At 73.6% G+C, this 25,848-nt stretch carries 21 protein-coding genes; 20 read left to right on the top strand and 1 reads right to left on the bottom strand.

Features of this window, described 5'->3' with window-relative positions; translation table 11 throughout:
* Positions 1-76: 76 nt before the first annotated feature.
* The 16 genes from BCD48_RS03875 (at position 77) to nusB (ending at position 20,342) form a co-directional block, all read left to right on the top strand.
* Positions 77-1,390: an IS701 family transposase gene (locus BCD48_RS03875; protein WP_083418132.1), complete on the top strand. Its 1,314-nt coding sequence runs from the start codon at positions 77-79 to the stop codon at positions 1,388-1,390.
* A gap of 104 nt (positions 1,391-1,494) precedes the next feature.
* Positions 1,495-3,303, top strand: coding sequence for a replication-associated recombination protein A (locus BCD48_RS03870; RefSeq protein ID WP_071046836.1), 1,809 nt, complete (start codon positions 1,495-1,497; stop codon positions 3,301-3,303).
* Positions 3,304-3,663: 360 nt separating this feature from the next.
* Positions 3,664-4,167, top strand: coding sequence for a DUF948 domain-containing protein (locus tag BCD48_RS03865; protein WP_071046835.1), 504 nt, complete (start codon positions 3,664-3,666; stop codon positions 4,165-4,167).
* On the top strand, positions 4,168-4,440 hold the full coding sequence (locus tag BCD48_RS03860) for a DUF6167 family protein (protein WP_071046834.1): 273 nt from the start codon (positions 4,168-4,170) through the stop codon (positions 4,438-4,440). It begins immediately after the preceding gene.
* 274 nt (positions 4,441-4,714) lie between these two features.
* Positions 4,715-7,384 (top strand): alanine--tRNA ligase, encoded by a 2,670-nt coding sequence (gene alaS / locus BCD48_RS03855; RefSeq protein ID WP_071046833.1) that lies wholly within the window; start codon positions 4,715-4,717, stop codon positions 7,382-7,384.
* Positions 7,385-7,553: 169 nt separating this feature from the next.
* Positions 7,554-8,033: a Holliday junction resolvase RuvX gene (gene ruvX / locus BCD48_RS03850; RefSeq protein ID WP_071046840.1), complete on the top strand. Its 480-nt coding sequence runs from the start codon at positions 7,554-7,556 to the stop codon at positions 8,031-8,033.
* Positions 8,030-11,212 carry an endolytic transglycosylase MltG gene (gene mltG / locus BCD48_RS03845; protein WP_071046832.1) on the top strand — a complete coding sequence of 1,061 codons (3,183 nt, stop codon included), beginning with the start codon at positions 8,030-8,032 and terminating at the stop codon, positions 11,210-11,212. The genes ruvX and mltG overlap by 4 nt, the downstream gene beginning before the upstream one ends.
* 155 nt (positions 11,213-11,367) lie before the next feature.
* Positions 11,368-12,396, top strand: a complete 1,029-nt coding sequence (locus BCD48_RS03840) for a shikimate dehydrogenase family protein (RefSeq protein ID WP_083418134.1) — start codon at positions 11,368-11,370, stop codon at positions 12,394-12,396.
* A 21-nt stretch (positions 12,397-12,417) separates the two neighbouring features.
* Positions 12,418-13,092 carry a prepilin peptidase gene (locus BCD48_RS03835; RefSeq protein ID WP_083418131.1) on the top strand — a complete coding sequence of 225 codons (675 nt, stop codon included), beginning with the start codon at positions 12,418-12,420 and terminating at the stop codon, positions 13,090-13,092.
* A gap of 251 nt (positions 13,093-13,343) precedes the next feature.
* Positions 13,344-15,245 carry a toll/interleukin-1 receptor domain-containing protein gene (locus BCD48_RS03830; RefSeq protein WP_071046831.1) on the top strand — a complete coding sequence of 634 codons (1,902 nt, stop codon included), beginning with the start codon at positions 13,344-13,346 and terminating at the stop codon, positions 15,243-15,245.
* A gap of 99 nt (positions 15,246-15,344) precedes the next feature.
* Entirely contained in the window at positions 15,345-16,544 is a 1,200-nt protein-coding gene (aroC, locus tag BCD48_RS03825) for a chorismate synthase (protein ID WP_071046830.1), read from the top strand.
* An 86-nt stretch (positions 16,545-16,630) separates the two neighbouring features.
* A complete protein-coding gene (locus BCD48_RS03820) occupies positions 16,631-17,143 on the top strand; it encodes a shikimate kinase (RefSeq protein WP_071046829.1) in 513 nt (170 codons plus the stop codon).
* The gene (aroB, locus tag BCD48_RS03815; protein ID WP_071046828.1) at positions 17,140-18,258 is read left to right on the top strand and encodes a 3-dehydroquinate synthase; all 1,119 of its coding nucleotides are present in this window, start codon (positions 17,140-17,142) and stop codon (positions 18,256-18,258) included. The genes BCD48_RS03820 and aroB overlap by 4 nt, the downstream gene beginning before the upstream one ends.
* The gene (locus tag BCD48_RS03810) at positions 18,258-18,701 is read left to right on the top strand and encodes a type II 3-dehydroquinate dehydratase (RefSeq protein ID WP_071046827.1); all 444 of its coding nucleotides are present in this window, start codon (positions 18,258-18,260) and stop codon (positions 18,699-18,701) included. Before aroB ends, BCD48_RS03810 begins: the two co-directional genes overlap by 1 nt.
* Positions 18,702-19,371: 670 nt before the next feature.
* A complete protein-coding gene (efp, locus tag BCD48_RS03805; protein ID WP_071046826.1) occupies positions 19,372-19,935 on the top strand; it encodes an elongation factor P in 564 nt (187 codons plus the stop codon).
* A complete protein-coding gene (gene nusB / locus BCD48_RS03800) occupies positions 19,932-20,342 on the top strand; it encodes a transcription antitermination factor NusB (protein WP_083418133.1) in 411 nt (136 codons plus the stop codon). Before efp ends, nusB begins: the two co-directional genes overlap by 4 nt.
* Before the next feature lie 351 nt (positions 20,343-20,693).
* Here the strand turns inward: nusB and bldD are convergent, their stop codons facing one another.
* Positions 20,694-21,194, bottom strand: coding sequence for a transcriptional regulator BldD (gene bldD, locus BCD48_RS03795; RefSeq protein WP_071046825.1), 501 nt, complete (start codon positions 21,192-21,194; stop codon positions 20,694-20,696).
* A gap of 509 nt (positions 21,195-21,703) precedes the next feature.
* Between bldD and pyrR the strand changes: the two genes are divergently transcribed.
* From pyrR to BCD48_RS03775, 4 genes are all read left to right on the top strand, one after another.
* Positions 21,704-22,405 carry a bifunctional pyr operon transcriptional regulator/uracil phosphoribosyltransferase PyrR gene (gene pyrR / locus BCD48_RS03790; RefSeq protein WP_083418130.1) on the top strand — a complete coding sequence of 234 codons (702 nt, stop codon included), beginning with the start codon at positions 21,704-21,706 and terminating at the stop codon, positions 22,403-22,405.
* Positions 22,402-23,343 carry an aspartate carbamoyltransferase catalytic subunit gene (locus tag BCD48_RS03785; protein WP_071046823.1) on the top strand — a complete coding sequence of 314 codons (942 nt, stop codon included), beginning with the start codon at positions 22,402-22,404 and terminating at the stop codon, positions 23,341-23,343. Before pyrR ends, BCD48_RS03785 begins: the two co-directional genes overlap by 4 nt.
* Complete coding sequence (locus tag BCD48_RS03780; RefSeq protein ID WP_071046822.1) at positions 23,340-24,677, top strand: dihydroorotase; 1,338 nt, start codon at positions 23,340-23,342, stop codon at positions 24,675-24,677. The genes BCD48_RS03785 and BCD48_RS03780 overlap by 4 nt, the downstream gene beginning before the upstream one ends.
* Positions 24,674-25,848, top strand: a 1,175-nt coding sequence (locus BCD48_RS03775) for a PH-like domain-containing protein (RefSeq protein ID WP_071046821.1), incomplete at its 3' end; no start/stop codon positions are given. The genes BCD48_RS03780 and BCD48_RS03775, both read left to right, overlap by 4 nt.

Below are 25,848 nucleotides of genomic sequence, written 5' to 3'. Positions count from 1 at the left end.
CGCTGGTTGGTCAGGTTAGGGAAGGTGGACGTACGGTTGTGGTGTCTGGCTGGGCCGTTCCGGTGGGAGGTGCCCGATGGCCACATCTCGCAAGCCGACCGCGCCGACGGCGGAGGCGGTCGACAGGTTCTGCGGCGACTTCGATGACCTGTTCTGCCGGTTGGCTGAGCGCACCGCGCTGCGGCACTACCTGATCGGCCTGCTGCTGCCCCGGGAGCGCAACAAGACGTTGACGGAGCTTGCCGCTCTGGTTCCCGGTGCCGACCGGCAGCGGCTGCATCACTTCCTGCACGACGCGCCCTGGGATCCCGACGCTCTGGGCGCACGGCGGGTGGAGCTGTGGCGTCGGCACCCGGACCTGGGGCCGCATGGCAACGGGGTGCTCATCATCGACGAGACCGGGGACCGCAAGCGCGGCCATGGCATCGTGCTGGCGGCCCAGCAGTACATCGGCAAGCTCGGCCGCACCGCCAACGGCGTCGTGGCCGTCACCAGCCACTGGGCCGACGGCACCCGGCACGTGCCGCTGGGGGTGCGGCCCTACCGGCCCGCCTCCCGACTACCCGCCGGCAAGGCCGACCCGGCGTTCGCCACCAAGCCAGAGCTGGCCTGGGACCTGATCGAGGACGCCCGCGGCGCCGGGGTGCCTTTCCGCGCGGTGGTGGCCGACTGCGTCTACGGCGAGAACCCCAAGCTCGAAGGGCGGCTGCGGACGGCCAGGATCCGCTACGTGCTGGCCCTGCGCCCCCGCCACGGCACCTGGCAGTTCGTCGCCGACCCCGCCCATCCGCCGGCGTTCACCCCCGCCGAGGCCGCCGCCCGCCTGCCACTGGAAGCCTGGCGGCGCCTGGTACTGACCGACAGCCACAACCGACCGCTGGTCCGCCACGTCGCCGAGCTGGAACTGGGCCCCTGCTACGGACCGGCCCAGGGCACCCGCCTGATCGCCGCCACCGCCGACCCGACGGTCCTCACCGCCGATTCGACCTGGTTCATGGCCACCAACCTCTCGATGGCCGAGGCGGACCCGGCCGAGGTCTACCGGATCTACCGGCTACGGGACTGGATCGAGCACTACTACAAGCCGGCCAAGCACGAGCTGGGCTGGGCGGACTTCCAGGTCCGTTCCGAACAGGCCATCGTGCGGCACTGGCAGCTGGTGATGCTGGCATTCACCTTCAGCCTGCTGACCACGCCACCCCCCGACCAAGCCGAACAAGCGCCCCGCGAGGACCGCGGGGCGGCGGGGGAAAAATCCGCGGCGCCGCATCGTCTGGCAGGACACCCTGCGACAGGTCCGCGGCTGGCTGTGCCCCTGGGCACGCCTGCAGCTGTACTGGCACCGCTGGTCGACCGCCCCACCCCCACCAGAACTGGCAGCGCTACTTGACCACGTGAGCCACTCCCACCCACTGGTCGCCCCAACCTGACCAACCAGCGCTAAGGAGGCGGGCGCGGTGCCCGTGCCATGACCCCTCGCCGTACGGTTGACGGGTGAGCCTGTTCGACACGGTGTCCCCGGCCACCGACGCCGCGCCCGCTGGTGCCGTACCGGAGGCCCCGACAGGGCCGCTGGCTGACCGGCTGCGCCCGCGCGGGCTCGACGAGCTGGTCGGCCAGCGCCACCTGCTCGGCCCAGGCAGCCCGCTGCGCCGGCTGGTCGAGGGCGGCGGGACGACCTCGGTCGTTCTGTGGGGCCCGCCTGGCACCGGCAAGACGACGCTGGCGCACATCGTTTCCCGGGCGACCGGGCGGCGGTTTCGCGAGCTGTCGGCGGTCACGGCCGGCGTGAAGGACGTCCGGGCGGTGATCGACGAGGCTCGGCAGGTGCTGTCGAGCAGCCGGTCGAGCCAGTCGCGTGGGCTGGCGCGCGAGCCGCGCCTGTTCGGCCCGGACGCGCCGGCCGGCGACGGGGAGCGGCCGGCGGACCTTCGTACGGTGCTGTTCATCGACGAGGTCCACCGGTTCACCAGGACCCAGCAGGACGCGCTGCTGCCCGCGGTGGAACGCGGCTGGATCACCCTGGTCGCCGCCACCACCGAGAACCCCTCGTTCTCCGTCGTCGCGCCGCTGCTGTCGCGCTCTCTGCTGTTCACCCTCACCCCGCTCACCGACGACGACATCCGTGTCCTGGTGCGCCGGGCGCTGGTCGACCCACGCGGCTACGGCGGCCGGGTGCGCATCGCCCCGGACGCGCTGGAGCACCTGGTCCGGCTCGCGGGTGGCGACGCCCGCCGGGCGCTCACCGCGCTGGAGGCGAGCGCCGAGGCGGCCCTGGCCGCCGTCGGCCCGGCGCCGGCCCGGCGGGCGCCGGCCTCACGACCACCGGCCGCTTCCGGTATCGGCGGGGATGCCCCGGCGTACCGCGTCCCTGCCACGCCGGCTGGTGGCACGACGGCCGCGGCCAGCGACGAGGCCGCCGGTGGCGACGCGCTCAGTGGCGAGGCGCTCAGTGGCGAGCCGGTCGGGGCTGGGACGGTCGGGGCCGCGGCGGCGCCGGCGGCCGAAGCGGCGCCGGCGCGGGACGCGGTCGGTGGCGCGGCGGTGGGGGAGCCCGCGGCCGGCGAGACCAATACAGCCCGGGAGGCCGAGCTGGCCGGGGAGCCCGCGGCGGAGGACGAGCCCGCGGCCGCCGTGGACCTGGCGCTGCTCGAGCGCTCCGTCGACCGGGCCGCCGTCCGCTACGACCGGGCCGGCGACCAGCACTACGACGTCGTCAGCGCCTTCATCAAGTCGATGCGCGGCGGTGACGCCGACGCGGCGCTGCACTACCTGGCCCGGATGCTGGAGGCGGGGGAGGACCCGCGTTTCATTGCCCGACGCATGATCATTCTTGCGAGCGAGGACATCGGGATGGCCGACCCGGGCGCGCTCGGCGTCGCCGTGGCGGCGGCGCAGGCCCTGGAGATGATCGGGCTGCCCGAGGCGCGCCTGGCGCTCGCGCAGGCCGTGATCCACCTTGCGCTCGCCCCCAAGTCCAACGCGGTGATCCGCGCGATCGACGCGGCGACGGCCGACGTGCGGGCGGGCAGGGGCGGCCCGGTGCCAGCCCACCTGCGCGACGCGCACTACCAGGGCGCCCGCCGGCTCGGGCACGGCGACGGCTACCACTATCCGCATGACCACCCGGGTGGCGTGGTCGGTCAGCAGTACGCCCCGGACGAGCTGGTGGGCGTCGACTACTTCCGTCCCGGCGAGCTTGGCTTCGAGCGGCGCGCGGCGGCCCGCGCCCACGAGCTGCGCGCCGTGGTTCGCGGCGTGCGGCAACCCGAACCCCCCGACGGGCGTGATCAGGGTGCCTAGAATCACCACGGTCTCCCAGCTTGGCAGCGCTGCGGAGTACCTCGTCCTGGTGAGTGATCCACGCTGCTCAGCCGCCACTGGTGACGGCGCTTCAGCGCAGCGCCAACCCAGCCACCTCGTTCACCCAGACAGGCGCTACCACCGCCATATGCCAGGGCCCGGAACCACGTGAGAGGGCGCTCAGCGCCCGATGGCGGTGCCCGGCGCCGGGCGCGGAGCGTCCGGCGCGGGACCGCCGCATAGCGGGGCGCGCCGTGCTTGGGGGCGTCCGGTCGGTAAGGTCCTGACACGACCGGTGTTCGCGTTCCGGGCAGATCCCGGCGACGCAGGGGCCCGGACCACCATAGAGGAGGAGCGAAGATGTCCGGTGGCGCGATGGCGGGGCTGATTGCCTCCGGCGCCTTCGCCGTGCTCGTCCTCTTCGGCTGTTACGCCCTCTACAAGCTCGGCAAGATCTTCGACGAGACCGCGGCCCGGGTCCGCCAGACCGGCATCGCCATCGACGAGGGCACCGCCAGGGTCCGCCAGGCTGGCGCCACCGTCGACGAGGTCAACGTCGCGCTCTCGCACGTCAACAAGGAGCTGGACCGGATCGACGCGATCACGGCCAACGTGCAGACCATCAGCACGAACGTGTCGTCGATGACCTCGCTGTTCGCGGCGACCGTCGGCGGCCCGATCGTGCGGGTCGCGGCCTTGTCCTACGGGGTGCGGCAGGCCGCCGCGAAGCGAGTGCGCGCCGAGGTCGGCTCGCGGGTCGCGGCCGAGATGAAGGCGGAGAAGAAGGCGGGGCGGGCGAGCCGCCGCGCCGCGCCCGCCCAGCCCACGGCGGCCGACTTCGACGAGCCGGTGCGGGGCCGTTAGATGTCGCGCCGGCTTTTCTACGTCACCTTCGGCGCGGTCGCCGGGGTGCTGGTCGTCCGTCAGGCGGCCAAGGCCGCGGCGGCGCTGTCGCCGGGGAGCATGGCGGGCTCGCTGGTGGCGTCGCTGTCGGAGTTCATGGCCGACGTCCGCGAGTTCATGGCGGAGCGCGAGGACGAGCTGCGAGACGCGCTCGGCCTCTACGACGACGAGGACGACGAGCTGCCCGCGGGCGCGTCCGAGGCGCCGAGCCTGCCGGATCCGCGCCGCCTGTAGCGCGTCGGGCGTCACCTGGCGTCACCTGGCGTCACCTGGCCACCGGCGAAACTCCGTGGTCTCGTCACGAGGCGCGGCGGTACGGTGACGTGGGTACGCCGAGGCCGCGTGCCGTAGCGGCCCCGATCTCACGTACTAGGTTGTACGGGGCTGACGCGCGGCTGGGGGGGCCGTGCTCCACACCGTGCCGCTCCGTCGTGTCACCCTTGACCGCCGCCTTGGCCGGTCGCCGCCACTGCCCGTTACCAACTCGACTCTGGACGACGTGAATCCGATGGAAACGGCCGAGATCCGCCGGCGCTTTCTCTCCCACTTCGAGCAGCGCGGCCACCTTGTTGTCCCCAGCGCCTCGCTGATCGCGGAGGACCCGACGCTGCTGCTGGTCAACGCCGGCATGGTGCCGTTCAAGCCCTACTTCCTCGGTGACCTCACCCCGCCGTCCCCGCGCGCGACCAGCGTGCAGAAGTGCGTCCGCACGGTCGACATCGACAACGTCGGCCAGACCGCCCGGCATGCGTCGTTCTTCCAGATGTGCGGCAACTTCTCCTTCGGCGACTACTTCAAGGCCGACGTGATCCCGTGGGCCTTCGAGCTGCTGACCGAGGGGTACGGCTTCAAGGCCGACGACCTCTGGGCGACGGTCTACCTCGACGACGACGAGGCCGAGGAGATCTGGAAGGGCCTGCTGCCGGCGGAGCGCATCCAGCGCCGCGGCAAGGAGGACAACTACTGGTCGATGGGCGTGCCCGGCCCGTGCGGCCCGTGCAGTGAGATCTATTTCGACCGCGGCCCGGCGTACGGCGGCGACGGCGGCCCTGAGGCCGACGAGAACCGCTACCTCGAGGTCTGGAACCTCGTCTTCATGCAGTTCGAGCGGGGCGAGGGCGCCGGCTACGACTTCCCGATCCTGGGCGACCTGCCGGCGAGGAGCATCGACACCGGCATGGGCCTGGAGCGGATGGCGACCCTGCTGCAGGGCGTCGAGAACCTCTACGAGATCGACATCTCCCGCCCGGTGCTCGACCGCGCCGGCGAGCTGACCGGCCGGCGTTACGGCGAGAGCCACACCGACGACGTGCGGCTGCGCGTCATCGCGGACCACACACGCACCGCCGCGATGCTGATCTCCGACGGCGTCGTCCCCTCCAACGAGGGCCGCGGCTATGTGCTGCGCCGGATGCTGCGCCGCGCGGTGCGCAACGTCCGCCTGCTCGGCGGGCGTGAGCCGGTGATGGAGGACCTGTTCGGCGTCGTGCGCGGCGCGATGGGCTCCATCTACCCCGAGCTGGTCGACCGGGCCGCGGCGATCACCAGCGTCGCCGTCGCCGAGGAGCAGGCGTTCCTGGAGACCCTGCGTACCGGCATCACGATCTTCGACACCGCGGTCGGCAAGGCGCGCGCCGCCGGCGCCTCCCAGCTCGCCGGCGACGAGGCGTTCCAGCTGCACGACACCTACGGCTTCCCCATCGACCTGACGCTGGAGATGGCCGCCGAGCAGGGCCTCACCGTCGACGAGCCGGGTTTCCGCCGACTGATGGAACGCCAGCGCGAGCTCGCGAAGGCCGACCGCGCGGCCCGCCGGATCGGCAACGTCGACCTCTCGGCGTTCCGCCCGATCCTGGCCCGTTCCGGCCCGACGTCGTTCACCGGCTACGCCGAGCTGTCCCGTACGGCGACCGTCGTCGGGCTGGTGTCGGCCGCGACCGGGCAGGGCGTCCCCGCGGCGGGCGAGGGCGAGGAGGTCGGCATCGTCATCGACACGACGCCGTTCTACGCCGAGTCCGGCGGCCAGGAGGCCGACCTCGGACGGTTCGCCTTCGACGGCGGCGAGGTGGAGATTCTCGACGTGCAGAAGCCGATCCCGGACCTCGTCATGCACCGCGGCAAGGTGCTGCGCGGCGAGTTGCGCCTCGGCACGGAGGTCGAGGTGACGGTCGACGCCGACCGGCGCCGGGCGGTCTCCCGTTCGCACACCGCCACCCACCTGGTCCACACGGCGTTCCGCCGCGCGCTCGGCGAGTCCGCCACCCAGGCCGGGTCGCTGAACTCGCCGGGCCGGCTGCGGTTCGACTTCCACTCGATGGGCGCGGTGCCGGCGGCGGTGCTCGCGGACGTCGAGGACGAGGTCAACGAGATCGCGCTGCGTGACCTCGAGGTGACCGCGTTCGTGACGACCCAGGACGAGGCCCGCCGGCTGGGCGCGATGGCGCTGTTCGGCGAGAAGTACGGCGAGCGGGTGCGCGTCGTCGACGTGGGCGACTACGCGCGCGAGCTGTGCGGTGGCACGCACGTCGCCCGCTCCGCCCAGCTCGGCGCGGTCAAGCTGCTCTCCGAGTCGTCGATCTCCGCGGGCACCCGGCGGGTCGAGGGCCTCGTCGGCCTGGACGCGTTCCGCTACCTGGCCCGCGAGCACCTGCTGGTCTCCCAGCTGTCCGGCGCGCTCAAGGCCCGTCCCGACGAGCTCGTCGACCGGGTCGCCGACGTGGTCACCCGGCTGCGCGACGCGGAGAAGGAGCTGGAGCGGCTGCGCGCCGAGGCGGTCCTCGCCGGCGCCGCGGGCCTCGCGAACAGCGCGGTCGACGTGAACGGGGTCGCGCTCGTCGCGGCCGAGGCGCCGAACGGGACGTCCGCGGACGACCTGCGCAGGCTGGCGCTCGACGTCCGCGGCCGGCTCATCGACCGTCCCGCGGTCGTCGCGACGGCTTCCGCGGCCGGCGAGCGGGCGTTCCTCGTCGTCGTCACCACCGAGGGCGCGCGCGGCCTCGGCCTGAAGGCCGGCGACCTGGTCAAGGTCGCCACCGCCGAGCTCGGCGGGCGCGGCGGCGGCAAGCCCGACGTCGCCCAGGGCGGCGGAGGGGATGTCGCCGGCGTCGGCCGCGCGCTGGCCAGGGTCCGCGACCTGGTCGCCGAGGCTGGCGCCGCGCGCCAGCATGCCGGGCACTGAGGCTGGCGCCGCGCCGGGGCCGCTGGCCGGGCCGCCGGTAGAGCCGGTACCGACCGAGCCGGCGGCTCCGGCGGCGTCGGCGGGACCAGCGGGACCAGCGGGGGCGGATAGGGGTGGATCGGCGCCGGATCGGCGGCGCAAGCCGCGGCATCGCGCGGAGCGGCGGGAGCTGCCGCGCGGGGTCTGGCTCGGGGTCGACGTGGGCACGGTGCGCGTCGGTGTGGCCGCGAGCGACCCGGATGGGGTGCTCGCGCTTCCGGTCGGTACCCTTCGTCGGGACGTGTCCGAAAACAGAGATATAGCCCAGCTTGCCGAGATCGCCCGGGAGCGGCGGGCGGTGGCGGTCGTGGTCGGTCTGCCCAGGACCCTCTCCGGCGAGGAGGGGCCGGCGGCCAGCGCGGCGCGTCAGTATGCGCGGATACTGGCCGACCGGGTCGCCCCGGTACCTGTCAGGCTCGTCGACGAACGGCTGACGACAGTGGCGGCGCATCGCAGAATGGCCGAGCGTGGGATGCGATCGCGTGCCCGTCGCGATCTCGTCGACCAGGAGGCAGCCGTGCAGATCCTGCAACACGCCCTGGACACCCGTGGTGGTGCGCCCGGCGCGCCCGGCCTGCCCCCCGGGGGCCGGCCGACGGAAGATCGGTGAGCCAGTACTGGGACCTCGACAACGGTGTCGGGGGCGGGTACGGGAACGGGAACGAACCATGGTCGAGCTCTCAGCGAGATGGCGCCCGGCCCGTCGACCCGTTCGCGGTGAGCGGCCCGGACGATGACGCGGCGGACATCACCGTCGGTGGCTCACCCATGGCGGGTGGCCCGCCGGGCATGCCCGCCGCCGGCGGTCCCGCCACCGACTTCCCGGCCGCCGGGCCCGGCTACGGCGATGTCTTCACCGTCGACGACCAGCCCCGCTACCCGGGTGGCTACCCGAATGTGACCTCGACCGGGTCTGACCTTTTCACCCCGAGGGCCAGGCCGGCCTTCCCCGCGGTGGACGTGTCCGGCCCGTCCGTGTCCGGCCCCACTGTCTTCGGCGCGTCGGCGGCCGGGGCGGGGCAGGCCGTCTCCGGCCCGTACGCCGGTCTTCCGACCGCTGGTGGCGCGTACCCGGGGCCGATGATGACCGGCCCGCTCGTGACCGGTCCGCCCACCGGCGTGACCGTCACCGGCTCCGCCGGATACGGCGACGCGAACTACGGCGCCGCGGCACCGGGCCACGACGTGCTTGGCTACCAGCCTTCCGCGCCGGCCTCTGGCCAGGCGCCCACCGGCTACCAGAGCGGCTACCAGGAGAGCGCATACCCGACGCCCGGCCGCGTGGCCGGCGACGGCCACCAGCCGACGGCCTACCGGAGCGGCGGCCACGAGGCCGGCGGCGGCGCGTACGGCGCGACCGGCTACCAGCCGGCGGCCGAGGGCCCGTCTGGTCACCATCCCGCCGGGGGCTATCCGGCCGCCGGTTACCAGCAGCCCGTGGCTGGCCAGGGAGCCGTCTACGGTGCGACCGGGTACCAGGCCGCGGTCGACCACGGCCGCGGCGGCGGGCCTGGCCACGACGCCGCGGCCGGCGGTGGCGCCGACGCGGCCGTTTACCAGAACCCGTTCCTCGTCGACCCGTACCCGCGGACCGGCGACCAGCAGCCGGGCGGCTACTTCACCGCGAGCCGGCCTGTCCACCCTGACACGGGACCCGGCCACCAGGAAACGAGCTATCTGGACGCCGGGTACCTGACCGGCGGTGGCCAGCACGCTCCCGCCGATCCGTACTCGTCCTCCGCGTACCCGTCCTCCCAGGGCCAGACCGGGCCAAGCGGGGACACCGGCTTCGGTGTCGCCGGTTCTGATGGCGGCTACGGCACGGCCGGATACGCCTCCGGCGCGGGGCGCTCCGGTACGGGTGGCGGGCCCGCCGTCGACTGGTTCCCCGGAGCGGCCGGGCTCTCCGGCTCGACGGGGCCCTCCGGTTCGACGGGGCCCTCCGGCTCGGCCGGGCTGTTCGGCTCGACTGGGCCCTCCGGTTCGACCGGGCCGTCCAGTTCCGCTGGGCTGTTCGGTTCGACCGGGCCGTCCAGCTCGGCCGGGCTGTTCGGCTCGACGGGACCCTCCAGTTCGACCGGGCCGTCCGGATCCGCCGGGCTGTTCGGCGCGGGCGGCGCCGGTGGCTCCTCCGCCGCTCAGGCGGCCGGACTGCCGCCGGACGGGTACCGCGACCCGGGCGGAGGCTACGGCGAGCAGGCGCGGCCCGAGCCGGCATCGCCCGTCGACTACCCCGCGGGCGCCAGGAACCCCGGCACCGGCGGGTTCCACGCCCCGCCGCCCCCTCCGCCGGGTGAGGGCGGCCGGCCGTCAGGCCATCCCCGCCATGCGGGGACTGAGCGGCGCACCGAGGCGCTGCGTTTCCGTATCACCGCGCCGGAGGACGAGTACGACCCCGGTGACACGGGTGACTCGGGTGACGCGCGGTATCCGGACGGCCCGCACGCGCCAGGCGGCCGGACAGGCCAGGATGGCCGTCGCGGCGTACCTCGCGACGACTTCGACGACGACGACTTCCTGGACGACGATGACCTGGGCCGCCCCGGCCGGGGCCACCACGATGAGCTGGATGATGATCTGGATCACGACGCCGACCTGGCGGACGAGCACGATCGGCGACGCGGCGCGCATCCGCTGGGTGGCATGAGCCGGCGCGGGGGTGCGGACGGCGGGAGCCGGCGCGGCAGTGCGCTGCCGAAGCTGCTCGCCATGCTCGTGGTGGTGGCGCTGGTGCTGGGCGGTCTGATCTTCGTCGGCGGCAAGATGATCGGCAAGATCGGCGGCTCGCCGGAGATTCCCGACTATCCCGGGCCCGGCAGCGGCAGCGCGTCCATCACGATCGCCAAGGGCGCGAGCGCGACGGACATCGGGAAGGTGCTGTTCGACGCCGGCGTCGTCAAGAGCGAGAAGGCGTTCCGCACGGCCGCCGCCAACAACCCGGACTCTGTGAAGATCCAGCCGGGCACCTACACGCTGATGAAGCAGATGACCGCCGCCGGGGCTCTCGAGGCGCTGCTCGACCCGAAGTCGAAGGCGAACAAGTACCGGCTCACGATCCCCGAGGGCAGGACGGTCGACTGGATCATCACCGAGCTGTCCACGAAGCTCGGCGTGCCGAAGGACCAGTACGAGGCGATCGTCAAGGACCCGGCGGGCCATGGGCTGCGGCTGCCGGCCTTCTGGAAGGACCCGGGCCCGAGCGCGAAGAACAAGGTCGAGGGCTACCTGTTCCCGACGACCTACGACCTGAACCCGAACGACACGCCCGTGCAGACCCTGCAGCACATGGTCGACCAGTTCACGAGCATGGCCGCCACGCTCGATTTGGAAGGTAAGGCGGCGCAGCTCGACAAGACCCCGGCCGAGATCATCACCATCGCGTCCATCATCGAAATGGAGGTCAACGGCCACGACGAGGGTCCGAAGGTTGCGCGGGTGATCTACAACCGGCTCAACGACCAGACCGGCCATTTCAACCGGCTCGACATGGACTCGACGACGCGGTACGCCTTCGACAGGCCCACCGGGCCGATCGGAGACCTCATCAACAGGTACAACCCCTACAACACCCGTAGCCCTCAGGTGCGGGGGCTGCCGCCGGGCGCCATCGCGAACCCCGGGCGGTGGGCTTTGGACTCGGCTCTGAACCCGTACCAGGGTGCGGATGGGGGCTGGTACTACTTCGTCTACCTTCCCAAGTCGCTGCGGACGGAGTTCGCCACCACCGACGCGGAGTGGGCGACCCTGCTCTCCCGGTATCAGGCGGAGGGCGGCAGCAGCGGTGGCTGAGCCAGGCCACCGGCCGCGATCCTTGGACGCGTCGTGGCTCGCGGCTGGACCAACGCCCTCGGCTGTGTCAGGATGATCCGTCGTGTTTGCGTTCGCCACCATGCCGGCGGTCTCGGGCCGGGAGAAACCCCTACCCACGCGGGGCGGTGATCACTGTGGCTGAGGTTTCCCGGCCGCTGCCGGCGTCCCGGCGGGCCGCCGTGCTCGGCTCGCCGATCGCGCACTCGCTCTCGCCGGTGCTGCACCGGGCGGCCTATCAGGCGCTCGGGCTGGACGGCTGGTCCTATACGGCGATCGAGGCCGACGAGGCGGCGCTGCCGGCCGTGCTGGAGCAGATCCGCGGCGAGCCCGGCTGGGCCGGGCTGTCGCTGACCATGCCGCTCAAGACGGCCGCCGTCCCGCTCGTCGACCGGCTCGACGAGAGCGCCCGGCTGGTCGGCGCGCTCAACACGATCGTGGTCGAGCCGGACGGGACGCTGACCGGCCACAACACCGACATCGCCGGCATCCGGCACGCCATACGCCAGGTCCTCGGCGCCGGCCGGCAGCCCAGAGGGGCCGAGACGATGCTCGCGCCCACGCTGCCCGCCTGGTCGCCGGCCACGCCCGACCAGCCGGCGATGCCGGCGCTGCCGGGGGCGCTCATGGCGCCGCCCGTGCGAGCGCTCGTGCTGGGCGCCGGCGGGACGGCGCGCGCCGCCGTGGCCGCGCTCGCGAGCGTCGGGGTGCGCCGGGTGGGCGTCATCGCCCGCCGGCCCGCCGCCGTCGCCCCGCTCGCCGAGATCGGCGAGCGCGTCGGCCTCACCGTCACCGCACTGCCCTGGGAGATCGTCGCCGGCGGCCTGCGGTCCGGCCCCGACCTGGTGGTCGCGACCACGCCCGAGGGCATCACGGACCAGGTGGCCGAGTGGACCTGGCCGGCCAGCTGCCCCCTCGTCGAGCTGCTCTACCACCCGTGGCCGACGGCGCTCGCCGTGACGGCGTACCGCTCCGGCGCCCGCGTCGCCGGCGGCATGGTGGTGCTGGCCGCGCAGGCGGCCGAGCAGGTCGCCCTGTTCACCGGCCGCGTGGTCGACGTGGGCCTGCTCATGGCCGCCGGCACCCAGGCCCTGACCCACCGCGCCGCCACCTCGTCCGCCTTCCCAGGCCCCGACGGCCTGGGCCTGACCAGTCGCGCCCGCTAGCGCGCGTCGCGGGGTTGCGAGGTGGGGCTGGTCGTCGCCGCGATGCTCGCGGTGGCCGCGGTCGCGACGGTGCCGCTGATGCCCCGGGTAGTCGGCGCGTTCGCCCCCTACGAGGGCGCTCCGGTGCGCCGCCCTGTCCCGTCGACGGCGGCTTTCGCCGCGGTCACGGCGATCGCCGTCGCGGCGGTCGCGGCCGTGCTGCGCGACCGTCCCGGCTGGCTGCCCGCCTACCTTTACCTGACCGTCGCCGGGATCGTGCTGGCGGCGGTCGACCTGCGGGTCCACCGGCTCCCGGACGCGATTGTCCTGCCGAGCTACCCGGTCCTCGCCGCGCTGCTGGGCCTCGCGGCGGTCGTCGACGGTCTCAGCCGGGATACCTGGGACGCCGACCATGCGATCGCCGCCGCCGCGGCGGCCGGTGTCCTGCTCGCCGTCTTCGGCACGATGTACCTGATCCCGGGCGGTGGCCTCGGCCGCGGCGACGTCAAGTTGGCCGGCCTGCTGGGCGCCGCCCTTGGCTGGCTCGGTCCGTCGACGGTGCTTCTGGGCCTGCTCACCGGCCTGGTCATCGCCGGTCTCTACGCCGGGGTCCTGCTCGCGACCCGTCGAGCCACCCGCTCGGACCCCATCGCCTATGGGCCGCACCTGCTGCTCGGCGCCTTCGTCGCGATCCTCGTCACCGGCGCGGGTGCCTGAGTCCTCCGCTGTTGGTCCGGGCGCGCGGTCCCATAGGTGTGGTCGATGGCCCGGCGCACCAGCTTGGCGAGACCCAGCCCGCTGCGCCGCGACTCCGCGCGCAGCCGCGCGTACTGGTCGTCGGCCAGCGTGATCTGAGTCCTGTGGGTCATGATGTAGGCCTACATCGCCTCGGTGATGTAGGCATGCGCCCGGTGCGGTGCTGGTTGTGGGGGCTCGGTGCTCGCGACGCCGTGGGATGATCTCCGCTTATGGAGGATGCGGGGGCGGCTCCGGAGCCTGGCGCCTGGGACTTTTTCGTCTCGTACACGGCGGTGGACGGCCGGTGGGCCGAGTGGATCGCCTGGCAACTGGAGGAGGCCGGCTACCGGGTCCTGATCCAGCTCTGGGACTTCGTGCCCGGCTCGAACTGGCAGTTCCGGATGCAGGAGGGAATCCGGTTCGCCCGGCGGACGATCGCGGTGCTCTCCCACGCCTACCTGGCCTCGGTCTACGGGCAGGTCGAGTGGCAGGCCGCCTATGACGCCGACCCTCGTGGCTTCACCCGCAGGCTGGTCCCGATCCGCCTTGAGGACTGCCCGCGGCCCGGTCTGCTGAGTGGCGTCGTGTCGATCGACCTGTTCGGCCGGCCGCCCGACGAGGCCCGCCAGCGGCTGCTCGACCAGATCCGGCACGCCGTCGACGGCCGCGCGAAGCCACCGGCTCCGCCCGCGTTCCCCATACATGAACCGCCGGCACCCGTTGTCGCGGCGCGTGAGCGGCCCGACGGCGTGCCGCGGGACGCTCCCGGTGACCTGGCTCCGGCGGGCCACCGCGCGAAACCGGCCGCGCCGCCCGCGTACCCCGCGTTCCCCGCGCCGCCGGCGCCTGCCGAGACGCCCTGGTCTCCCGGGCCCTCGACGAGGTCTCCTGAGCCGTCCGTGTCTCCCGCGTCGTCTGGGCTCCTCGCGTTTCCCGCACCGACCGCACCGCGCGCGTCAGAGGATCCGGTGCCCGGTTCCGCCGGACCTGTGGGTCCTGTCGTCCCGGGGGCGCGGCGGCCTCCCGCACGGTGGTCCGACATCGCGGATCCTCGCCTGGTCGCCGAGCTGTCGACCGGCCATGAGAACGCCGTCCGGGTCACGTTCGCTCCGGACGGCCGGACGCTGGCCACCTCGTGGGCCGCCGCTCTCCCCGGTCAGAGCTCCGGGGTCCAGCTGTGGGACGTCGGCGATCCGGCCGACCCCGTCCCGCTCGGCGCACCCATGGAGGGCCGGAACGCGATCTTCGCCTCCGACCGCCGGACCATGGCGACCAGGTCGTTCCGAGGCGTGGACGTGTGGGACCTGGCGAACGATCGGGCCCGTCCCGCGCGGCTCGCCGTGATTCGGTCCGCCGGGGTGCAGTCGGCCGCCTTCGCTGCCGACGGCCGGGTCCTGGCCACCGGGCACCGTGACGCCAGGGTCTGTCTGTGGGACCTGCATGCCCGTGACCGTCCTGTTTCGATGGGTGAGTTCTCGAGCCGCGACGGCGGCAACTGGACGGTCGTCGCGTTCGCTCCCGGCGGCCACCTGCTCGCCACGCACGGCACGGGTAGCCGGATAGTGCGGCTGTGGGACGTGAGTGACCCGGCGCGACCGGCGCGGGCGGGTTCGGTGCCGGTCGTCGGGTACCTCGGCGATCGTGGGCTGGGGCCGACGTTCGACTTCTGGCGGCCCACCCAGGAGCGGTTCTTCTACGTGTCGACGCTGTGTTTCTCCCCGAGCGGCGGGCTCCTGGCGTTCACGGTCGCGGCCGGCCTCAACCGACAGCCCCGCGACAGCAGCGTCGCCCTCTGGGATGTGAGCGACCCCGCTCGGCCGGTGCAGGTCTGTAAGCGCGTCCAGGCCTTCCGCAGGGCCGGCGACACCGACCTCGACGCGAGCTCGGTGGCGTTCGCCCCGGACGGCCGCACGCTGGCCGCGGGCGGCCGCGCCATGCCCGGGGCGACGTTCGACCAGGTGCGCCTCTGGGACCTGAGTGATCCCGGGAACCCCCACGAGGACGTCGAGCCGATGAACGGCCCCGTCACCAGGACCGCGTCCGCGGCGGTGTCGGTGGCGTTCGCCCCGGCCGGGCACACAGTGGCGGCGGGCAGCTGGGACGGTGTCGTGCGGCTGTGGCGCGCGCGCTGAGCCCGACCCGGGCGGCTCGCGGGCCGCCACCGCGGACGGCGGGGCCCGGCAGGTCTCGTGGCGGGCAGCCTCGCGTCCGGCGCGTGAAACACTGGTGGCATGGTGCGGTGGTTGACGGCAGGGGAGTCGCACGGGCCCGCGCTGGTCGCGACGGTGGAGGGGCTGCCCGCCGGGATCCGGGTGACGAGCTCGGACATCGGGGACGACCTGGCGCGGCGGCGGCTCGGTTACGGCCGGGGTGCCCGGATGAAGTTCGAGCGGGACGAGATCGAGCTGCTCGGCGGCCTGCGGCACGGGGTCAGCCTCGGCGGGCCGGTGAGCGTGGTGGTGCGCAACACCGAGTGGCCGAAGTGGTCGAAGGTGATGTCGCCGGACCCGGTGGACCCGGCCGAGCTCGAGGGGCTCGGCCGCAACGCGCCGCTGAGCCGCCCCCGCCCGGGGCACGCGGACCTGGCCGGCATGCAGAAGTACGGCTTCGACGACGCCCGCCCGGTGCTGGAGCGGGCGAGCGCCCGCGAGACGGCCGCCCGGGTGGCGCTCGGGACGGTGGCGAAGGCGTTCCTGCGGCAGGCCTACGGCGTCGAGGTGCTCTCGCATGTGCTCTCGATCGGCGAGGCCGCGGTTCCGGCGGGCACGCCGTTGCCAGGCCCGGGCACGCTCGCCGCGATCGACGCCGACCCGTGCCGGTGCGCCGACCCGGCGACGAGCGCCCGGATGGTCGCCGCGATCGACGAGGCGCAGAAGGACGCGGACACGCTCGGCGGCATCGTCGAGGTGCTGGTCTACGGCCTGCCGCCGGGGCTCGGCAGCTACGTGCACGGCGACCGGCGGCTCGACGCGCGCCTGGCCGGCGAGCTGATGGGCATCCAGGCGATCAAGGGCGTCGAGTTCGGTGACGGGTTCGAGACGGCGCGCCGGCGTGGGTCGGCGGCGCACGACGAGATCGAGGTGCTCGCCCCGGAAGGTGGCGTCCAGCGGGTGCGGCGGGCGACGGACCGGGCCGGTGGTGTCGAGGGCGGCATGACTAACGGCGAGGTGCTGCGGGTCCGGGCCGCGATGAAGCCGATCTCGACGCTGTCCCGGCCGCTGTCGACGGTCGACGTCGCGACCGGTGAGACCGCGGTGGCGATCGCGCAGCGCTCCGACGTGTGCGCCGTGCCCGCGGCGGGCGTCGTCGCGGAGGCGATGGTCGCGCTGGTGGTCGCCGGTGCCGCACTGGAGAAGTTCGGCGGCGACTCGGTCGAGGAGACCCGGCGCAACTACGAGTCGTACCTGAAGTCGCTGGCGGTGCTCTCGTGAGCGCAGGAGTGAGCGAGCGGAGCGGTCGTCCGAGGGACGAGGACGCCCGCGGAGGGAGTGAAGCGACGGAGCGAACTCGAGACACAGTGAGCGATGTCCGGCCGGTGGCCGTGCTGGTGGGGCCGCCGGGGGCCGGGAAGACGACGGTCGGTGAGCTGCTCGCCGGGCGGCTCGGGGTGACGCTGCGCGACACCGATGCCGACATCGAGGCGGCGCTGGGCATGACCGTGGCCGACATCTTCATCGAGAAGGGCGAGGACGCGTTCCGGGCCGCCGAGCGCGACGCTGTCACGGCCGGGCTCGCCGAGCACCCGGGGGTGCTGGCTCTCGGCGGCGGCGCGGTGACCGACCCGGGCACCCGGGCGGCGCTCGCCGGCCACACGGTCGTCTACCTGGAGGTGGACGTCTCCGACGCCGCCAGGCGCGTCGGCCTCGCCCGCGACCGCCCGCTGCTGATCGAGGCGCCGCGGGCGCGGCTGGCCGCGCTGCTCAGGGAGCGCCGCCCGCTCTACGAGGAGGTGGCGGTGTTCGTGGTGGACACCAGCGGGCGCACCCTCGAAGAGGTCGCCGAGGACGTGCTTGCGAGGATCTCCGCGTGAGCGGGACGAGCGGCGCCACGCGGGCGGGGACGGCGACCGAGCCGGTGCGGGTGGCGGTGGCGCCCGCCGGCGACCGGCCGTATGAGGTGCTCGTCGGGGACGGCCTGGTCGGTGAGCTCGCCGGAATGGCCGCCGGGCGGACCAGGGCGGCCGTCCTGCACCCCGCGGCGATGGCCGCCCAGGCCGCCGGCGCGGTGGCGGACCTGTTGGCCGCCGGGGTGGAGGCGCACCCGGTCGCCGTGCCGGACGGGGAGGCGGCCAAGGAGCTGGCCGTCGCCGGGCGCTGCTGGGACGAGCTGGGCCGGCTCGGTTTCACCCGCGACGACGTGGTGATCGGGTTTGGCGGGGGCACGGTGACGGACCTCGCCGGATTCGTCGCGGCCTGCTGGCTGCGCGGCGTGGACGTCATCCAGGTGCCGACGACGGTCCTGGCGATGGTCGACGCGGCCGTGGGCGGCAAGACCGGCATCGACACGGCGGCGGGCAAGAACCTCGTCGGCGCGTTCCACCAGCCGGTGGCGGTGCTCTGTGACACGGCGCTCCTGGCCACGCTGCCGCCCGCGGAGACCGCGGCAGGGCTCGCCGAGGTGGTGAAGGCCGGCTTCATCGCCGACCCGGCGATCCTCGACCTGCTGGACGCCGACCCGACGGGCGCCGCCCACCTGTCCGAGCTCATCGAGCGGGCGATCCGGGTCAAGGCGGACGTCGTCTCCGGTGACCCGCGTGAGGCCGGCCGCCGCGAGATCCTCAACTACGGCCACACCCTCGGGCACGCGATCGAGAAGGTCGAGCACTACACCTGGCGGCACGGCGCGGCGATCTCCGTCGGGATGGTGTTCGCCGCCGAGCTGTCCCGGCTCGCCGTCGGTCTGGACGCTGCCGTCGCCGGGCGCCATCGCGAGCTGCTCGTCCGGGTCGGCCTGCCCGTCAGCTACCCCGAGAAGGCCTGGCCGGACCTGCTGGCCGCGATGCGGGTCGACAAGAAGTCGCGCGGGCGGATGCTGCGCTTCGTCGTCCTCGACGCGCTCGGCTCGGCCCGCATCCTCGCCGACCCGGATCCGGCCCTGGTACGGGCCGCCTTCGACGCGGTGGCCTCGGGGGAAGGAGCGCGCTGATGACGCCGATCCTGGTGCTGTCCGGGGTGAACCTGGGCCGGCTCGGCAGGCGGGAGCCGGCGGTCTACGGGCCCACGACGTACGCCCAGCTGGTCGCCGAGGTCGAGAAGACCGCGGCGGAGCTCGGCGTCACCGTCGACTGCCGGCAGACCGACGACGAGGCGACGATGATTGGCTGGCTGCACCAGGCCGCCGACACCGGCGCCGCGGTGCTCCTCAACCCCGGTGCGTGGACGCACTACTCGTACGCGCTGCGGGACGCCGCGGCGGCGCTCACCGGGCCGCTCATCGAGGTGCACCTGTCCCAGGTGGCCGCGCGCGAGCCGTTCCGGCACGTCAGCGTCATCGCCCCGGTGGCGACCGGGACGATCACCGGGCTCGGCGTCGAGAGCTACCTGCTCGCGCTGCGCGCGCTGGCGGGTCGCCTATCCAGAGACGTCTGACCAAGCCACGAGCGAAGCGAGGCGGCCGGTCGGGTCGGGTCGGTCGGGGCCGGGGCAGAAGGTTGTTGCTGGTTCGCTCCGTGCGGGCGGCGCGCTACGGCCCCGTACTCGCTTCGCTCCCACGGGACCTCCGCGCGCCGTCCTCCTGCGCTCACGTGCGCTCCGGCGACCTCCGCTGCGGCCCAACCACGTCGCTTCGCTCGTGGCCGGGCCTCCGCGGAGGCCCGCCTCCGCGCCAGCATGGGTGCGTCGCACTTGAATGTCGCCAGTCCGAAGCGGCACCCACGCGGCGCCCCACTTCGCTTCGCTCGTAGGGACGTCCCGGAGCCCCGCCCACGAGCGAAGCGAAGTGGCCCCGCCCGGTGTGCGGCTTTGGCTTGGTGACGTGCGACGGGACGCAACCGCGCTGGGCGCGTAGGCGCGCCTCGCGGAGGCCCTCCTACGAGCGAAGCGACGTAGGGGGGCCGCAGCGAGGTCGCCGTAGCGCCCGTTCGCGGAGGAGGACACGGCGCGGAGGTCCCTTGGGAGCGAAGCGAGTAAGGGGCCGGAGTGCCGTGCCCGGACGGAGCGAACCAGAGGCAGAGCGCGCCGCCCGGACGGAGCGAACCAGTGACTCAGTAGACTCGTCCGCGACCTCGACGAAGCGGATCGCATAGAGAGACTCGGCACTGTGGCAACCTCGAACGACCTGAAGAACGGCATGACGCTCGACATCGACGGTGTCCTGTGGAACGTCGTCGGCTTCCAGCATGTCAAGCCGGGCAAGGGCGGGGCGTTCGTCCGCACCACCCTGAAGAACGTGCTCACCGGCAAGGTGGTCGACCGCACCTTCAACGCGGGTGTCAAGGTGGAGATCGCGACCGTCGACAGGCGGGAGATGACCTACCTCTACCGCGACGGCGCCGAGTTCGTCTTCATGGACAGCGAGTCCTACGACCAGATCCCGATCCCGCCGGACGTCGTGGGCACCATCGCCGACTACATGCTGGAGAACACCGTCGCGACGGTGGCGCTGCACGACGGCGCGCCGCTGTACGTCGAGCTCCCGGCGAGCGTCGAGCTGACGATCTCGCACACCGACCCCGGCCTGCAGGGCGACCGGTCCACCGGTGGCACCAAGCCGGCGGAGCTGGAGACCGGCGCGACCATCCAGGTGCCGCTGTTCGTCACGACCGGCGAGAAGGTGAAGGTCGACACCCGCGACGGGCGTTACCTCGGCCGGGTGACCAGCTGAGCGCCAGGTCGAAGTCGCGCAAGCGCGCGCTCGACATTCTCTACGAGGCGGACCTGCGGTCCGCCTCCCCGCTGGAGACGCTGGCGGCGCGGTCGGCCCAGTCCGACCCGCCGGTCAACGAGTACACCCGGGACCTCGTCCGGGACGTGGCCGAGCACCAGAAGCGGATCGACGGCCTCATCGCCGAGCACGCCGAGGGGTGGACACTCGAGCGGATGCCGGCGGTGGACCGCAACATCCTGCGGATCGCGGTCCTGGAAATGGTCTGGCGGGATGACGTCCCCGACCGGGTGGCGATAGACGAGGCGGTGGAACTGGCAAAGTCGGTGTCCACCGACCGCTCACCGGCCTTCGTCAACGGCCTGCTCGCCAGTCTTCTGGACGTCAAGCCGGCCGCCGCGGACTAGCCGCGGGGACAGGTCACCGCCGGTCAGCGCGCCTCGCGAGCGGGCCGGCCGACTGGCCGCGGCTGCCCCGGTACGCCGCCTCGTACGGCGTACCGGGTTGGTGCCCGGCGTCAGATCATGTGTTCACGCAGTCCCGAAGGCTCGGCCGCTGGCGGCGAGCCCAGGGGCTCACATTGCTCCGGTGAGCATGCGCGAGAGCTAGCCACAGCTGGTGACGGCGCCTTTAGCGCTGTGCCAACGCGACTACCTCACTGGGCCGGACCCAGACCAACCACGGCCATATGCCTGGGCCCGGAACCACGTGGGGAGGGCGCCCTAGGCGCCCGACACGGAATGAGCGCGTTCAGCGCCTCATCCGGCGTCCGAGGCGGCGGCTTCCTGGCCGGCCTCGGGAGAGAGCACGCCCCACGACACGAGCTGCTCGGTGAGCTTGCTCGGCGAGGTGTCGTAGATCACCGCGAGAGACCGCAGGTCCTCGTAGCGGATCGACAGGACGCGGCCGTTGTAGTCACCGCGCTGGCTCTGGATGGTGGCCGCGTACCGGGCGAGCGGGCCGCCCTGCTCCTTCGGGACCTGCGAGAGCCGCTCGAGGTCAAGGACGATGCGCGGAGACTGCTCCAGCGGAGCGACGGTCGAGCCTTCGGGAAGAAGCTCGCCCACCGGCACGCCGTAGAACTCGGCGAGCTCGGACAGACGCTGAACGGTGACGGCGCGGTCTCCACGTTCGTAGGAGCCCACGACGACGGCCTTCCACCGACCGTGCGACTTCTCCTCCACGCCATGCAGCGAGAGCCCCTGCTGGGTGCGTATTGCCCGCAGCCGAGCACCGAGCGCCTTCGCATAGTCGGACATCGGAGTGCCCACTCCTGTCGTGGTCTGAGTCAGATGGAGCCGAGGCTCTTGCCGTCGGCGGTTACCGATAGTAGTGCCCAGGCGGTTGCGACCCGACATGAGGGGGGTCGTGTCGCCTCTTTCTTTGTACCACTTTCTGTAGCGCTACCGTCGCTCCTGGCGCTACTCCGTCGGGACTTCCGGGCGCCGGGCACCCGTTGAGCAGCGTCGGCTAACGGTAACGTGATGTGACTCGGATCGAACGAGGTTCACGTCACTCTTACGTCCTGTCGCCATGCGAGTGCTCTGGGTGACTGACAAGTGGGGGAGCGTCATCGAGAGTGGGGATCGCGGCGCGTGAGCGTACCGCCGCCGCGCCGGAGCGTGCACGTTGCGCGACAGGACGGTGTGACATCCCGCAAGCACGCCGTGGGCTTCCTCGCGACGCCCGGTAGCGGGCGTGGTGGCTGGTACCGTCGTTCGGACCGCTCCTTTAAGGACCGTCCCGTGAGGCGGGGAAGGAGGGCTGGGTGGCTGACGCTGCTCGCCGTAATGACGGCCCCGTTGATGATCTGGGCGCTCCCCTGGGGGATGCCGGTTCCCGGACCTCCGGCGCCGATGGCGAAGACGCCGGCCCAGGCCGCCCCGGCCCTGGCGCGGGGCGGGTGAGCCGGACGGTGCTCGCCGCCGCCGACATCGCCAGGATCGTCAGCCGGATGGCCCACCAGATCCTCGAGAAGACCTCCGGCGGCGCCGATGTCGTGCTGCTCGGGATCCCCACCCGCGGCGTCCCGCTCGCCGCCAGGCTCGCGGCCCGCATCCATGATGTCGAGGGCGTCGCGGTGCCGACCGGTTCGCTCGACCCGACGATGTACCGCGACGACCTGCGGCTGCGGGCTGTCCGCCCGCTGCGCGTCACCGACATCCCGGACGGTGGCGTCGACGGCAGGGTGGTGATCCTCGTCGACGACGTCCTCTACTCGGGCCGCACGGTGCGCGCCGCGCTCGACGCGCTGGCCGAGTACGGCCGCCCCCGCGCGGTGCAGCTGGCCGTCCTCGTCGACCGCGGCCACCGGGAGCTGCCCATCAGGGCCGACTACGTCGGCAAGAACATGCCAACGTCGCGGCGCGAGTCGGTCGCCGTCCGGCTCACCGAGACCGACGGTGCCGACGCCGTCCTGATCGTCTCCCCGGACGGGCCGGCGGCGCCCGCCGCGGGAGCCGGCCGGTGAACCGCCACCTGCTGAGCACCGCGGACCTGCGCCGCGAGGACGCGCTGCTCGTGCTCGACACCGCCGAGCAGATGGCGCGGCTGTCGGACCGCGCGGTGAAGAAACTGCCGACGCTGCGCGGGCGCACCGTCGTCAACCTGTTCTTCGAGGACTCCACCCGCACTCGCACCTCGTTCGAGCTCGCCGCCAAGCGGCTGTCCGCGGACGTCATCAACTTCTCGGCGAAGGGCTCCAGCGTCTCCAAGGGGGAGAGCCTCAAGGACACGGCGCTGACCCTGGAGGCGATGGGTGCAGACGCGGTCGTCTGCCGGCACCCGGCCAGCGGCGCCCCGCACCGGCTCGCCGGCTGGGTGCGCGGCAGCGTGCTCAACGCCGGCGACGGCACCCACGAGCACCCCACCCAGGCGCTGCTGGACGCGTTCACGATCCGCCGCCGGCTCGGCCGGCTCGACGGCCTGGCCGTGACGATCGTCGGCGACGTGCTGCATTCACGGGTCGCCCGGTCCAACGTCTGGCTGCTGCACACCCTCGGGGTGAAGGTGACGCTGGTCGCGCCGCCGACACTGGTGCCGCACGGGGTGTCCGCCTGGCCGGTGGACGTCTCCTACGACCTGGACGCCGTGCTGCCCGCCTCGGACGTCGTCATGATGTTGCGTGTGCAACAGGAGCGGATGTCGGCGGCCTTCTTCCCGACCGAGCGGGAGTACAGCCGCCGTTACGGCCTGGACGCCGACCGCGCGGCCACCCTGCCGGAGCACGCGCTGGTCATGCATCCCGGTCCGATGGTGCGCGGCATGGAGATCTCCTCGGAGGTGGCCGACTCCGCGCGGTCTACCGTCGTCGAGCAGGTGGCCAACGGGGTCAGCGTCCGCATGGCCTGCCTGTACCTGCTGCTGGGCGGGGCGTACGAGCGGGACGAGCGGGAGGTCACCAGATGACGTCAGGTCAGGTGCCCGGTCCGGCGGAGGCCTGGCTGCTGCGCGCCGTGCGGCCACTGGGCGGTGAGCGGGCTGACCTGCTGCTCGCCGGCGGGCGGATCGCCCGGACCGGGGCCGCGGGCACGCTGGACGCGACCGAGACCGGCGCCCAGGTGCTCGACGCCGACGGGCTGTACGCGCTGCCCGGCTTCGTCGACCTGCACACCCACCTGCGCGAGCCGGGCAGGGAGGACGCCGAGACGGTCGAGTCCGGCACCAGGGCCGCGGCGCTCGGCGGCTACACCACCGTCTTCGCGATGGCGAACACCCACCCGGTCGCCGACACCGCCGGCGTCGTCGAGCAGGTCTGGCGCCTGGGCAGGGACGCCGGCCACTGCGAGGTCCGCCCGGTCGGGGCGGTCACCGAGGGGCTCGCCGGAAAGCGGCTCGCGGAGCTCGGCGCGATGGCCACCAGCGCCGCCGCGGTGCGAGTCTTCTCCGACGACGGCCACTGCGTGGCCGACGCGCTGCTGATGCGCCGGGCGCTGGAGTACGTCAAGGCGTTCGACGGCGTCATCGCCCAGCACGCCGAGGAGCCCCGGTTGACCGAGGGCGCCCAGATGAACGAGGGCACCTGCTCGGCGCGCCTGGGCATGGCCGGCTGGCCGGCCGTCGCCGAAGAGGCGATCATCGCCCGCGACGCGCTGCTGGCCGGGCACGTCGGCTCCCGGCTGCACGTCTGCCATGTCTCCACCGCCGGATCGGTGGAGATCATCCGGTGGGCGAAGTCGAAGGGCTGGCGGGTCACCGCCGAGGTCACCCCGCACCACCTGCTGCTCACCGACGAGCTGGCCGCGACCTACGACCCGGTGTACAAGGTCAACCCGCCGCTGCGCACCGCCGAGGATGTCGAGGCGCTGCGCGCCGGGCTCGCCGACGGCACCATCGACGCCGTCGCCACCGACCACGCCCCGCACGCCCCGCAGGACAAGGAGACCGAGTGGTCCGCGGCCCGGCCGGGGATGCTGGGCCTGCAGACCGCGCTGTCGATCGTCATCGACACGATGGTGACGACCGGGCTGCTCGACTGGGCGGGTGTCGCCGAGCGGATGGCGCTCGCGCCCGCCCGTATCGGCGGCCTGCCCGATGTGCCCGTTGACGTCAGGAGTTCGATGGGTGTCGGCGCCGCCGCGACGCTGACCCTCGTCGACCCGGAGGCGCGCTGGGTTGTCGATCCCGCGAGGTTCGCCAGCCGCAGCCGGAACTCGCCCTACCGGGGGATGACGATGCCGGGACAGGTACACGCCACCTTCCTCGCTGGACGGCCCACGGTCCTCGACGGGAAGATCGTATGAACCTGGTCACCGCGCACGTCGCCGCCGCGGACGGGGGGGCCGGCCTGATCGGCCTGCGCCTGCTTCTGGTCTTCGGCATCGTGCTGCTGCTGGTCGCGGTGATCGGCTGGCTGCGCCAGACCTGGCGGCGCCGCGCCGCCCAGCAGGAGGAGGGCCTGCCGGAGCTGCTCGCCCCGCCGGAGGAGGCGGGCGAGGTGCTCGCCGCCCCGCTGCGCGGCGCCTACCTGGGGACGACCGACGCCGGTCAGTGGCTCGAGTGGTTCTCCGCCCGCGGCCTGTCCGGCAAGGACGGCGCCTACATGACCGTCAACGAGGCGGGGATACGGGTCGACCGCGGGGCCTCGGCGTTCTGGATCCCCCGGGAGGCCGTCCGCGGCGCCCGGCTGGAGCGCGCGCACGCCGGCAAGGTGGCCGCCCCAGGGCGGCTGCTGGTGATCGCCTGGTCGTTGGACGGCCGCGAGCTGGAGACCGGCTTCCGCGGCGAGGACCGGGCCCGTCAGCCGAAGGTGATGCGCTCGGTGCACGACCTGATCGGGCCGCCGACGCGCGCGATGGACGGCGAGATCACCTCGCCGCGGCCGGTGGCGCGCTCGCTGCGCCAGCTGCGGCCGCGCCGGAACCAACCCGTCGGCGCCGAGGGCGGCGTCCCGGTCGCCGCCGCCCGCGGCCGCGTGCACGGGGCGGGAGGGCACCAGGCCGCGTCCGGCCGCGGCGGCCGCCCCGGGCGCCGAAGCAGCAGCCGCACCCTGCAGCAGGAGATCGCCGACCGGCGCGGAGCCGACCCCTACGGCACCGGCCCGCGCGCGGCGGTCGCGCCTGGCCCCGACCCGTACAGCACCGGCCCGCGCGCGGCGGGTGGGACTGGCGACGACCCGTACGTGAGCAACCCGCGCGGTGTGGCCTACGGCGCCGGCCCCGCGGCACCCGGCGCGCCGCCCACTCCCGCGCCTGGCTCGGCGGGCCCGGGCGGCGCCGGCGTGCCGCGACCGGTGCGGCGGGCTCGTCCCGGCCAGCCGGCGCGACCGCCGGCGGCCGGCGCACCGGGTACCAGCCAGCCGGGCCAGCCGGGTTCTCCTGGAGGCTGGTCGCCGGCCCAGGGCCCCGCCGACACGGGCCGCCGGGCCGCGCCGCGCGCCGTTCCCGGCGGCCAGCCGACCGGTCCCCGCCCGCC

The organism is Pseudofrankia coriaricola, assembly GCF_001854805.1.
Lineage (GTDB): Bacteria > Actinomycetota > Actinomycetes > Frankiales > Frankiaceae > Pseudofrankia.
This window is presented reverse-complemented; position numbering and strand designations above follow the sequence as displayed.

What these genes read in the sequence shown, in the direction of transcription:
- BCD48_RS03875 (WP_083418132.1), top strand. Translation starts at nt 77, where the DNA reads ATGGCCACATCTCGCAAGCCGACCGCGCCGACGGCGGAGGCGGTCGAC.
- BCD48_RS03865 (WP_071046835.1), top strand. Translation starts at nt 3,664, where the DNA reads ATGTCCGGTGGCGCGATGGCGGGGCTGATTGCCTCCGGCGCCTTCGCC.
- BCD48_RS03860 (WP_071046834.1), top strand. Translation starts at nt 4,168, where the DNA reads ATGTCGCGCCGGCTTTTCTACGTCACCTTCGGCGCGGTCGCCGGGGTG.
- alaS (WP_071046833.1), top strand. Translation starts at nt 4,715, where the DNA reads ATGGAAACGGCCGAGATCCGCCGGCGCTTTCTCTCCCACTTCGAGCAG.
- BCD48_RS03830 (WP_071046831.1), top strand. Translation starts at nt 13,344, where the DNA reads ATGGAGGATGCGGGGGCGGCTCCGGAGCCTGGCGCCTGGGACTTTTTC.
- aroC (WP_071046830.1), top strand. Translation starts at nt 15,345, where the DNA reads ATGGTGCGGTGGTTGACGGCAGGGGAGTCGCACGGGCCCGCGCTGGTC.
- BCD48_RS03810 (WP_071046827.1), top strand. Translation starts at nt 18,258, where the DNA reads ATGACGCCGATCCTGGTGCTGTCCGGGGTGAACCTGGGCCGGCTCGGC.
- bldD (WP_071046825.1), bottom strand. Translation starts at nt 21,194, where the DNA reads ATGTCCGACTATGCGAAGGCGCTCGGTGCTCGGCTGCGGGCAATACGC.
- BCD48_RS03780 (WP_071046822.1), top strand. Translation starts at nt 23,340, where the DNA reads ATGACGTCAGGTCAGGTGCCCGGTCCGGCGGAGGCCTGGCTGCTGCGC.